Below are 12,166 nucleotides of genomic sequence, written 5' to 3' on the forward strand. Positions count from 1 at the left end.
AAATCCAGCGCTTTACTCCTTCTCGCGATTCCTAGCTAAAATCGCATCAGATTATGCAATTATTCTTTTTAAATCTTTTGCTGTCAGAAGTAAATAGGACCGACGTTGCATGTAGACTAAACATAAAGTGGTTAATCTTGAGGCGCAGCGCAACGGCTTTGTTATTGATACATACAGATTGGGAATATGATGATCCAAGGCAAATGTATTTTTCTACTTCACCATAGCCAACAGTGCCGGTGCGATGCACCTTGTTCACTTCATTATAAGCAGGATTACTAACAAGGACGGTCCTACAGACCTGTGGAATTCGAACTTTGCTTACTGTAGAAACTGCTGGTAAACGAATAGTTTAAAACACTTTCGAGCATTTACCTAACTAATAAAATCCAGCGCTTTACTCCTTCACGATATTCCTAACTTAGGAAGAATTGGATTTTACATTTTCAAATAAAAATCCTTCGTGAGCGCTATATACTCGTCACTATACTGATCTTGCGTTGTCCTGATGGACAAATTTGATTTCACTAAGGTGGAAGATTTCTTCTTAAAGTTTAGCAATAATCTGGCAATCGGCTTCTCAGGGAACGAATTGACTTCCGTTATCTGACTGCAATAAAAACGATATTGCTCCGCTAGTTCCACAAATCTAAGTCCTTCTAAGTGTGGAAGCACAACTGCAAAATCACCATCTTTAGAAAGTAAATCATAAGCAGCTCTTAGCAAATCATTATGGGACAACTTCGTCGTATGCCTCACATCTGTTTTTTCTTGCGTTGCTGACAAGGTTCCTCCACTGAAAAATGGAGGATTAGAAACGATTAAGTCAAACTCTTCGTCACAATTATTGGAGTAATCTTGAACAGAAGCATGAACTGCCTCTAGATGATCCTTCCATTCACAAAGACTCATGTTTTCTTTAGCTTCCACATAAGAATCATCATCGATTTCTACTCCGACGATGTGCTCAGCATCTGATCTCTGAGCAAGCATCATTGCTATAACTCCTGAGCCCGTACCTACATCTAGAATCTTCTTTTTTCCGGCAACATCTACCCAAGCACCTAGCAATACGCCATCGGTATTAATCTTCATAGCACATTGCTCCTGAGAAACTTCGAACTGCTTAAATCTGAAATGCGTTTCAGACATTATTTATCTACAATTTTTACATCATCAATGATAAAACTAGTCGTTCCATTTGTCGCATTTCCTTCATATTTGAAACCGATATAAGCTTCTCCAGTTATTGCTGATAAATCAACTTCTCCAGAATCAACCCACGCATAGTTTGCTGCTCCTGAACCAGCAATTTTTAATTCAAGACTATTCCATTCTGCACCATTCACATCTGATCCATCGAAATTAGTTGAATACCAAACCGTTAAGCCATTATGAACATGGAATGCAATTGCAGTCCGTAACTCTAGCTTCATAGGCGCATCAAACTTGATCTTAGGAGTGATTAACCATGCTTCCATTTCTGGATTAGAGTCATTGTATGCAGTTGCTTGCGCATATACATTACCATCGAATTCCTTAGCTCTCCATTTACGATCTCCTTTCACCGCAACATTTAACCATTCTTCAATACTGATATCTTGGTTATCTACTTGTTTTTCAAAATCCTCTACCACTTCATCAACTGGATCTCCAGTATTCATATTCGTCGTATCGATAGGTTCTTCACCATCACATCTCGATCCTTCCATATTGATATCTGAGAAGTCTCGAAGCAATAATTGGTAGTCATCTCTGAATACACTTAATATACCCTGAATACTCCCTTTTCCATTTGGCGATACACTACTTGCAAACGAAGCAAAACCACTCGTCCTAACAAGAATTTGATTTTCACTACAATCTTCAACATCGAGGTTCACAGAAAACTGATTAACTGCATCAGCTAATGTCTTATTTGTCGATCCTAGTGTAAATTGAACATTATCATATTTCACAAACGTATTCACCATAGAACGTTGAGTTCCAGGAATTGTAACAACATTTGCAGGAACATCTTCTGTAGTTGTGGAATTGAATACATATTCAGGAATAAGTGGTTCCGGAATAGCAATCGAACTTAAATCTCCAGCTTCTCCTTGAACTGCACTCAATTGTGGTAATCCGTTATAATCACTTATATACAAACCTTGACATTTAACAGTTACTGTTCTCCCCAGTGGAAATTCATTGAACAAACCGATGGCATCTAATCTTACTTGAATTCCGCCAGTCTCATCTTGGAGTACTAATTGCTTGTAAAAATTACCAGATTCGTCATTGGCAACAACTTGGCCTTCGAAAGTTAGCTCATCTGTAATCTCTGTAAACGATTCAGGAACCCATTGATCAAGTAGATCACTAATCATAGCATTTGATTCAACAACTTCAGGAACAAATCCTGGTGGCTCATCAAACATGTGGTCCACACACGATGCTAAAAATACAATTGCTAATAAATAAATTACTTTTTTCATATTATAGTCTAAAACTTAATCCAATAAAATAGTTCGCACCGTAAGCATAAAAATACCTTGATGGGAATCTGTTTACATCTTTATTTTCAAAATCAAATCTGTTCTGCTCATAACCACCAATTCTAAAATTCTGGTTATTCAATACATTATTAACGCCTATTGTTAGGTAAATAAACTTCTGACCTATTCTCCATGACTTACCACCGAAAATATCTACCGTATAATTAGATGGTAATTGCTCTTGGAATAAAATACTTTCCCAAAGCACTTCATTATCTGTTTTAACCAAGTCCGCAACAGCATCTTCTGTCCTTCTTGTTGGATTAAAATCCAAAAAGATCTTATCGAAATAATTAAAGTTGACATTAACAAACCAATACTTCGATGAGTTGTATTTTAATCCCACGGTATACGCTTGTTGCGGCGTATTAGGCACGTAAAAATCCTTTTGATAGATGGTCTGATCTTCTTCTAGCAGTTCCGCATTATTATCTTGTGAGATCGTCGCCGATGGTCTACTAGTGTAGATATAATCTCCTAAAGAAGCGGCTGCAACAACTGACAGAGTCGTAGATAATTTAAGATCTCCAGCAATCTCTACTCCCATGTGCTGCTGATCGATATCTGTCAATATAAAATTCACAAATCCATTAAGTTCATCATGGTAGAAACTGTATACTTCCGTCTGATCTTTAATGGTCGTATAATATCCACTCACTTTTGCTTTAAATAATGGTGAATTATGATTATACGTTAATTCAGTAGATAATACCTTAGAGCTCTGTAAGTTAGGAACTACATCATGTCTCGTCCTTGGAGAGATAAAAGCAAACCTCGTATATGGTGCCTTCGTTTGGTAATTCCCCATCAAGTTCACATAATTCCTTCCATCTATTTTATAACTTATTCCTGCTTTCGCACCATAATTGGTAAATGCCAATGTCTCTGATTTCCCATAAGAATTATCTGGAAACTTACCATTTCTCATAAATCCTTCCCTATAAAATTGAGTATACGAAACTTCTCCTCCTATAAAGGCATCAATATTATTTGTCTTTAGCAAAGCTTGACTCCAGAATGATGCTTGTTGTGTCGTGTTGTTATAATCAAAACCGTAGGTATCACCAACTCCGATTACTCTATTAGGACTATTTAAGTCATTTTGTAATTCATCAGAATTCGGTGCGAAATCTCTTTCTGCAAATTTATCAATGTCAATGTAGTAGTCAGCACCCAAAAGATCTTGTGCGGTCTGGAAATTATGATTTACCTCCTGAAGTGCAGTCAATCCACCATTCAAGGTAATATTATCTGTTGCATTGTACTTATAATTAGAATTAAATGTCAATTTCTGAGCATCAAACCGTTGCTCACCCATTAAATATTTAGCTCTATGTCCAGACGCGACAACATTTCCATCATTATCAATAAAATCTTCTGTTGTATTCTTATTAATAAAGTAAAGGTGATCCCAGTCGATCTGTCTATTTTCCTCTATGGACAACTGATCCGTTATGTAAGCTGCAATTTCTGGACTGTCCTTATAGAATGAAGGCAGATTTCTGTAATAATCTGGTCGAGGATCAGCAACATTATACCAGTCTAACCTTGAAGAACCAAAATAACCAGTTTGGAAAGCTACAGTAGTGGCCAATGTAAATTTCTTGTTTAACTCTAAGTCATGTCTTAACATGAAAATTGGCTGAAAAGAATTATAAGTTCTAGAATTTCTTTTTTCTCCATTCTGATATCCCCAGTATGAATTATAATAATTCGAACCTGCAATATCATACAACTCTTGAGTAGAAGCTCCGCCTCTACCTCTTTGTGTTGGCGCACCAAGTGCAACTATATTAATCTTATTCTTCTTATCTAAGAAGTAATCGAAACTTAAGAAATAAGACCAAGCATCATAGAATGTAGCATCTACAAAACCTTCATTTCCCCACCTTCTAGAAGCAGACGCACTGAATGCATATTTATTATCTTTAACTCCTGATGAATAAGTAAACATTGCCCGTTTCGTATAAGATCTATTAGAAATCGCAAACGAAGGTCGAATTTGAACTCTTTGGTAACTTGCTCTTAGATCCACATCCTGCGCTCCACCGATACCTCCGAATGAGTATTCGATGTCTCCTAATCCATATTTAGTCTGTCTATTTCTTAACACATCATTTAATCCTCCCCAGTAACTCCAGTTCACTCTACCATCATCTAAGTCATTAACTGGCATACCATTAAGCATCATTCTCGTATCTCCATTTCCATATCCACGAGCACTAAACCTTGCTACATTAAACTGAAAAGTTGTATTATTTACGAACACATCATTAGATGCTTGCAATAAACTAGAGACGTTCTGTGAAGAGCCTCCTTCATTCACTTCATCATCAGAAAGCGACACCACTTGAAAGTCAGTTTCTTCGATACTTCCTACGACTGGAAGTAATTCGATTTCCATTTCTAGATCAGTTGCATCAACTATAATGGTCTTACTTTGAAAATAAGAAGAGGTAAATGTTAAAGTCTTTTTGCCTTTTGTTACAAATTCAATGAGAAACTTCCCATAGACATCTGTTTCAGCAAGCAAGCTTTCTTCTGCATCGTAAATTTCAATTCCTACAAGAGGTTGATTTACATTATCTAAGACTTTTCCTCCGACAGAAAACTGACCATTAAGAATAGTCAAATGTGAAAGAAAAGCTAAAATTATTATTGTTGGAATTCTCAGCATCAGTTAAGCATTGTATTAAATGTGGCGCAAAATTAACAATACTATATTAACAACATATTAAAAAAAATGTAATTTTTGTAATTTTTAGGTAAATTGACTTATAAGTTGAGCTAATTTATCCTAAGTTGCGGTCCTTTTCAGTGTAATTTGAATTAACAAGAATGAAATATTTAATACTGTCCCTTTTTCTTATAACTGCCGTCTCTTCGAATGCTCAAGAGAAAAAGTATAAAATATCCAGCATTGGTTTTTATAATTTGGAGAACTTATTCGACATTAATGATGACGATGAGGTAAGTGATACAGAATTTACTCCAGAAGGATCTAAAAACTGGACGAAAGAGAAATATAATGAGAAATTAGGCAATTTATCTTCTGTGATTGCAACACTTGGAACAGATCAAAACAAGGATGGTGTTGCTATTTTAGGTGTTTCTGAAGTTGAAAACCGAGGTGTTTTAGAGGATTTAGTAAAACAAAGGGCCATTAAAAAACGCAATTATCAGATCATTCATGAAGATTCTCCTGACAGACGAGGTATCGATGTAGCACTATTATATCAGGAAGAATTTTTCACTCCTATTGCTCATAAGTATCACCCATTAATGATCTATAGAGATGATAAAAGAGTCTATACAAGAGATGTCTTATACGTTAGTGGAATGTTAGATGGCGAAAAAATACATGTATTAGTAAATCATTGGCCGTCAAGAAGTGGTGGCGAGAAAAGATCGAGACCATTGCGAAATGCTGCGGCAAAATTGAACAAAATGATCACCGATTCCATAAAAGTCGAAGAACCTATGGCGAAGATTTTCATCATGGGTGACTTAAACGATGATCCGACAAGTCCAAGCCTTAAGAATGTATTGCAAGCTCGACAAAGTGCAACAAAAACGCCAGATGGAGGATTTTTTAATCCAATGTGGGCATATTATAAGAAAGGAATCGGATCGAATGCCTATAGAGATGCTTGGTCACTTTTTGACCAGATTGTTGTTAGTCAGGCTTTGCTACCTAAGACCCAAGAGGGATTCTTTTATTACAAAGCAGTCATCCATAATCCTAATAGTTTAGTCCAGCCGTTTGGACAATACAAAGGATATCCATTTAGGACATTTGCAGGTGACACGTATATTTCTGGTTATTCAGATCACTTTCCAGTTTACGTATTGTTGTTAAAAGAAATCAATTGATCGGTGGGTCTCCATTAACACTTAGCGACGAGCACCGTTATGCGCTGGATCGCATGGAACACTCTTCAGAACATTTATTCATCACTGGGCGTGCAGGGACAGGTAAGTCTACCCTACTCCAATTATTCGCTAAAACAACTAAGAAAAAATTAGTCGTACTAGCTCCTACTGGAATCGCTGCCCTTAATGTTAATGGTCAAACCATTCATTCTTTCTTTGGATTTCCACCGAAACTGTTGATGAAGCACGATATCGGACGACGTAAGAATTATCGCATGTTTCTGAACATCGACATCATCATTATAGATGAAATTTCGATGGTCAGAGTGGATATGATGGATAATATAGACTGGTTTCTGAGGGTAAATCGCGGTAAAAATATTCCATTCGGTGGTGTTCAGATGATCTTCTTCGGGGATTTATTTCAGTTGCCTCCAGTAATAGGGAATAAGGTGGAAGGTCAATATTTGATGGAGAATTACGAGTCACCTTACTTTTTCTCTGCTCACGTCTGGCAGGAAGAAACTGATTTCGAGATGATCGAATTAAGCAACGTATACCGACAAGATGAACGTCATTTTATTAATATCCTCGATAATATTCGGACCAATGATATAGACGAATACACTTTAATGGATCTCAATGAACGCTATGTAGAAGAAATCGAAGAGTCGGAATTTGTCATCACTTTATCCAGTCGAAATTCAATCGTCAATGAAATCAATCGTCGCCATATCTCACAATTGAATAATGAAGAATTTACCTACCTAGCAAAGGTCACAGGTAACTTTCCTCCTACTGCATTTCCAGCTGAATTAGCATTGAAATTAAAAATCGGATCTCAAGTCATGTTTGTGAAGAACGATCCAGAAAAACAATTTGTCAATGGAACAATAGGCAAAGTAGTAGATCTAGCGCATGAAGAAATCCATGTGGAGATTCTCAATAGAGATGGTTCTTCTGCAACCATAAAAGTCCCGAAACTACTTTGGGAGATTCAAAAATACAAGAACAAGGAAGAAAAAATTTCGACAGAAATCATTGGTACTTTTGAGCAATTTCCGCTGCGATTAGCATGGGCGATTACCATTCACAAAAGTCAAGGAAAAACTTTTGACAATGTAATTATCGATGTTGGAACAGGCTCTTTCGAATATGGACAGACTTATGTAGCCCTTTCCAGATGCCGATCATTAGAAGGCATCCAACTAAAAAGACAGATCAGACCAAGAGATATCTTTGTGGATGAAAAGATTGTAGATTTTTATCAGCAGAAGATGAGGTAAGCCTTATCCCTTCATCTTTATAGCCCTTCATTTGAATATATATTTAGTATAATAGGAGCATACTCTTACTAGAGAGCACGTCCATAAATTTCATCTTTTTATTTGTCAATATTGTCTCTAGAAACCAATACAGCATACTATTCTTGGACTACATTCATTATATTCTAAAAAAAACTAAAGAAAATATATAGCAATTTCATTTGAAAGCCTTATTATTAATTTTAAACAAGAACGAAAGATTATGGCTGATTTACAACAACGAATCCAAGAATGGTTGAGTCCAACCTTTGACCAAAACACACAAGAAACTTTACAGAAAATGATCGATGCTAAGGCAAGCGATTTAGAAGAGAGTTTCTATAAGGATCTTGAATTCGGAACAGGTGGAATGAGAGGAATCATGGGAGTAGGCACCAATCGGATCAATAAATATACGCTGGGCAAAAGCACACAAGGCTTAAGTGACTATTTGCTAAAACAATTTTCTAATGAACAAGTGAAAGTAGTCATTGCGTATGATTGCCGAAACAACAGTGACACTCTTGCGAGAACTGTAGCAGAAGTTTTTTCTGCTAATGGTATTAAAGTGTATTTGTTTTCTAGTTTGAGAACAACACCAGAATTATCATATGCTGTGAAATTTTTAGATTGTCACGCAGGTATAGTTTTAACCGCGTCACATAATCCACCAGAATATAATGGTTACAAGGTGTATTGGCAAGATGGTGGTCAGTTGGTTCCACCTCAGGATGGAGAAATCATTGCAACCATTGATGCATTAAAATATAGTGATATCAAATTCGATGCAAATGAAGATTTGATAGAATTAATCGATAAAAGTGTAGATGGTCCTTTCGTAGACGCTAGTGTAAAAAATGGGAGTTTTAACACAAGTCAAGATGCCAAAGATGACTTAACCATTGTGTTTACATCATTACATGGAACTTCAATAAAATCCATTCCCCAGACTTTAGAACAAGCAGGTTATAAAAATGTACACATCGTTAAAGAACAAGCGGAACCAGACGGAAATTTCCCAACTGTAAAGTCACCTAATCCAGAGGAAAAAGCAGCTTTAAAAATGGCAACTGAATTAGCCATTAAAGTTGGTGCTGATATTCTCATCGGAACGGATCCAGATTCGGATCGACTAGGAATTGCAGTAAGAGATCAAAACAATGAGATGGTGCTGCTTAATGGAAATCAGACGATGATCGTTATGGTCAATTTTTTACTTGAGCAATACAAGAAAAAAGGTTTCAAAGGAAATGAGTTCATAGCTTCTACAATTGTTTCCACGCCGATGTTGCGGGTGATGGCTGATGCTTATGGTGTTGCCTATAAAGAAGTACTAACCGGATTCAAATGGATCGCCAAATTAATACAAGACAATCCAGACCTAACCTTCATCGGAGGAGGTGAAGAAAGTTATGGTTTTATGGTTGGTGACTTCGTAAGAGATAAAGATGCTGTAACAAGTACGTTGCTTGCCTGTGAAATTGCAGCACAAGCGAAGGCAAAAGGCAGTTCATTTTTCCAGCATCTACAGGAAATGTACGAACAGTATGGATATTTCAAAGAACACCTTATCTCACTAGTAAAAAAAGGTATTTCAGGTGCTGAAGAAATCAAGCAAATTCTAAAAAATCTACGAGAAAATCCATTGAAAATGATAAATGGATCGCCAGTTGTACTCGTGGAAGATTATCAAACAAGCAAGTCGCATAATCTACAAGATAACACGACTTCTAACATTGACCTACCTAAATCTAATGTGCTCATTTATTACACAGAAGATGGAAGTAAGGTTGCTGCAAGACCTAGTGGAACAGAACCTAAGATTAAGTTTTACATTAGTGTTCAGCAAGCAGTAGAAGAGAATGATAACCTTGCAGATGTCGAAAAAGCACTTGATGATCGAATAGAAAGCATCAAATCTGAACTTCAATTTGAATAGGTTCGGATCATTGATTATATTTAAGAACATTTATTAGGCATATAGAGCTTTAAGTGGTATAAATAGAAAATTTGGAAAAATTATGTCAAGAGGAAAGCAACAAAGAAAAAAAATAAGAGATCAAAAAAGCCAGAGAAAGTTTTTCACGGTTTCTATCATTGTAACATTAGTGATAATTTTTCTCCTTTATCTTATGTATAGAGCTTCACTATAGTTATGAAATTAAACCTGGATATTAAATCTCCGAGCAGCACTGCTTGGATTACTGCTGTTATGGAAAATTTTGATGACTTTTTGCAAGATCATCTGGATTGTGAGCGGAAGGCATCCTCGATGGCAATGAGTTTTATAGCCAAGTATCCCGATCGTAAAGAAATTATCCCTGAGTTAATTGAAACGGGTATAGAAGAGTTAGAACACTTTCAGCAAGTCTATCAGTTAATGGTCAAGAGAGATATTCCGTTGCCATCAAGTATGGGAGAAGATCCATATGTAAAAGGGCTAATTAAGAAATGTCATTCAGGTCGAGAAGAGCGATTTTTAGATCGGTTACTTGTAGCATCTATCGTAGAAACGAGAGGTGCGGAACGATTTAAGATGGTTTCAGATGCTTTAGATGATCCAGAATTAAAGAGGTTTTATAAAATGTTGTGGACTTCTGAAGCGAAACACGGGCATATTTTTGTTAAGATGGCGCTTAATTATTTTCCGGAAGATCAGGTTTACAAGAGATTAGAATGGTGGGTAGATCAAGAACAAGAAGTGATCGATGGATTAGAGATTAGGGCTGCGCTGCATTAGGACTTTAGTTTCGTAAATCTTTAGTCTTAAGTCGGAAATCCAATGTTCTAAGTCTTAAATCTTAAATCGTGGGTCCTTAATTTCTCTAAAGATGCCTTATTCACACCTAAATATTCTGCACTAATTTTATTAAAATAAGTAGGTAATGCCTTATCTAAGTGTACATCAGGATATCCATTATCTCTAAGGAAATGCAATGCTTTCATTAGTTTAAAGGCGTCGAAGAATTGAAAAAAGCGCTTTTTAAATGCTTTAAAATTAGTCGTGTTATTACGAATCTCCGCAACCTTTTCATCGAATTGAATCGTATCAAAATAAGCTTGAAGTGCTTTTGAGAAGGTCAATTTTTCACCCTTCTGAAGTTGATGCAGCCCTTCCACTAATGGTTTCAATAAGTCAAATGATTCCGGATTATAGGTTAAAAATGGATTACCATCCTGCATATCACCAATCGCTTTTCCCGTTCCAAATGGGACACGATCAGAGACCCGATCAGAGGGAAATACCGTCGTTGAATAGATGTTTCCACAGACTCCAATTTTGATAAACTTATGCATAAAGTAGAAATCTTCTCCCGCTTTTCGCGTGTTCATCCCACCCACAGCTGCATAAGTTTTTGCATCCACAGCCATTGCGCTCCCTACGGTCTGAAAAGCAAATGGTAAGTTCAGCAATGCTTGCATTCCAACGAAATACCTCAAGTGCAATTCGTAAAATATGATTGACTCGTTTCCTAAAACGTGTTCATAGTGTATGGAAGCTGCATTTAAAGTAGATCCATCCATGAAATCGGAAATCGCAATAAAGTAGTTTTTAGCAACGGCACAATCCGCATCAAGATTCACGATGATTCCTTTCGGCTTATCCAGTTGATTAAACCTGAAGCAAGCCTCATCCATCAGTACTTTTCTGGCAAGCCCTACTCCACCCTTTTTTGACTTAAAATCTAATTGCTTGATGAAATGAAAGGTCAGTTTTTCCGTTGATAATTCAGCATGCAAGGCGAGACATGTTGAAAAGCAGACTTCATTGATTGCTCTGACTTCTTCAGAATCTTGTTCTTTCCCGTTCACAAAAACAATAATTTCAGTGGCAAATGTAGGCTGGTCGCAATCATATAGGGAGCGAATCGTCTCCGTAATCTGCGTTTCCTTATAAGCTGGGATAACGACGATTAATTTGAGATCTGGGTTTGGTTCCTTATGAATAAGGCTCGATGTTTTATTTTGCTTCTGAAGGTATTGTTTCATGGTGGAAAGATAGGAATCCGCTGGTAATCGGACAAGGTTTGTAATTTTAAAATGGAGACAAACAACGCCGGTGCGCTGCACTTCATATTTCTTCCATTACTTTCTTACAGACAATTTCAGTCCTCTTGACCTTCCTTATTAAATCATTATGCTTTTCCTTAGTCTTAAAACATTTAGACTCGAATCCTATCTCGCTTTAATGGGAAGCTAAGTGTGGTTGTATAATCCCAATTAAGTGTCTAAAGGCCCAACCTTCATTGTAAACACTTTAGCTTCACATCCAATTAGGTGCAGCGCACCGGCACTGTTTGTACAACGCTCTCTCATTAAACAACAAGGTGCAGCGCACCGGCCTTGTAATTTTCAATTTCAATTAATCTTATTATACTATACTTCCTTTGCATATCATTAATTAACTCAACTCAGAGTTTCAATATCACAAATCCATTTCTATAAACATTT

At 36.7% G+C, this 12,166-nt stretch carries 8 protein-coding genes; 4 read left to right on the forward strand and 4 right to left on the reverse strand.

The features are described 5' to 3' along the window. Positions 1-438: 438 nt before the first annotated feature. The 3 genes from L2586_RS07950 to L2586_RS07960 are packed head-to-tail and all read right to left on the reverse strand — an operon-like array spanning position 439 to position 5,169. Complete coding sequence (locus tag L2586_RS07950; protein ID WP_235292336.1) at positions 439-1,152, reverse strand: tRNA1(Val) (adenine(37)-N6)-methyltransferase; 714 nt, start codon at positions 1,150-1,152, stop codon at positions 439-441. Then, complete coding sequence (locus L2586_RS07955; RefSeq protein ID WP_235292337.1) at positions 1,152-2,477, reverse strand: DUF5689 domain-containing protein; 1,326 nt, start codon at positions 2,475-2,477, stop codon at positions 1,152-1,154. Before L2586_RS07955 ends, L2586_RS07950 begins: the two co-directional genes overlap by 1 nt. A gap of 1 nt (position 2,478) precedes the next feature. Then, positions 2,479-5,169: a TonB-dependent receptor gene (locus L2586_RS07960; RefSeq protein WP_235292338.1), complete on the reverse strand. Its 2,691-nt coding sequence runs from the start codon at positions 5,167-5,169 to the stop codon at positions 2,479-2,481. 206 nt (positions 5,170-5,375) lie between these two features. Between L2586_RS07960 and L2586_RS07965 the strand changes: the two genes are divergently transcribed. From L2586_RS07965 to miaE, 4 genes are all read left to right on the forward strand, one after another. Continuing rightward, on the forward strand, positions 5,376-6,410 hold the full coding sequence (locus L2586_RS07965; RefSeq protein ID WP_235292339.1) for an endonuclease/exonuclease/phosphatase family protein: 1,035 nt from the start codon (positions 5,376-5,378) through the stop codon (positions 6,408-6,410). Further along, positions 6,407-7,696 (forward strand): ATP-dependent DNA helicase, encoded by a 1,290-nt coding sequence (locus tag L2586_RS07970; RefSeq protein WP_235292340.1) that lies wholly within the window; start codon positions 6,407-6,409, stop codon positions 7,694-7,696. Before L2586_RS07965 ends, L2586_RS07970 begins: the two co-directional genes overlap by 4 nt. Before the next feature lie 241 nt (positions 7,697-7,937). Continuing rightward, positions 7,938-9,653 (forward strand): phospho-sugar mutase, encoded by a 1,716-nt coding sequence (locus L2586_RS07975; RefSeq protein ID WP_235292341.1) that lies wholly within the window; start codon positions 7,938-7,940, stop codon positions 9,651-9,653. 216 nt (positions 9,654-9,869) lie between these two features. After that, the gene (miaE, locus tag L2586_RS07980) at positions 9,870-10,454 is read left to right on the forward strand and encodes a tRNA-(ms[2]io[6]A)-hydroxylase (RefSeq protein ID WP_235292342.1); all 585 of its coding nucleotides are present in this window, start codon (positions 9,870-9,872) and stop codon (positions 10,452-10,454) included. Between the two features lie 47 nt (positions 10,455-10,501). Here miaE and L2586_RS07985 read toward each other — a convergent pair whose 3' ends face one another. Then, on the reverse strand, positions 10,502-11,704 hold the full coding sequence (locus L2586_RS07985; protein WP_235292343.1) for a glycosyltransferase: 1,203 nt from the start codon (positions 11,702-11,704) through the stop codon (positions 10,502-10,504). Positions 11,705-12,166: the final 462 nt, after the last annotated feature.

Origin of the sequence: Portibacter lacus (genome assembly GCF_021533215.1) — a bacterium.
In the GTDB taxonomy this organism is placed as follows: Bacteria; Bacteroidota; Bacteroidia; order Chitinophagales; family Saprospiraceae; genus Portibacter; species Portibacter lacus.

Coding starts and splice junctions, on each gene's coding strand:
- L2586_RS07985 (WP_235292343.1), bottom strand. CDS start 11,704: ATGAAACAATACCTTCAGAAGCAAAATAAAACATCGAGCCTTATTCAT.
- L2586_RS07965 (WP_235292339.1), top strand. CDS start 5,376: ATGAAATATTTAATACTGTCCCTTTTTCTTATAACTGCCGTCTCTTCG.
- L2586_RS07975 (WP_235292341.1), top strand. CDS start 7,938: ATGGCTGATTTACAACAACGAATCCAAGAATGGTTGAGTCCAACCTTT.
- L2586_RS07955 (WP_235292337.1), bottom strand. CDS start 2,477: ATGAAAAAAGTAATTTATTTATTAGCAATTGTATTTTTAGCATCGTGT.
- miaE (WP_235292342.1), top strand. CDS start 9,870: ATGAAATTAAACCTGGATATTAAATCTCCGAGCAGCACTGCTTGGATT.
- L2586_RS07950 (WP_235292336.1), bottom strand. CDS start 1,152: ATGTCTGAAACGCATTTCAGATTTAAGCAGTTCGAAGTTTCTCAGGAG.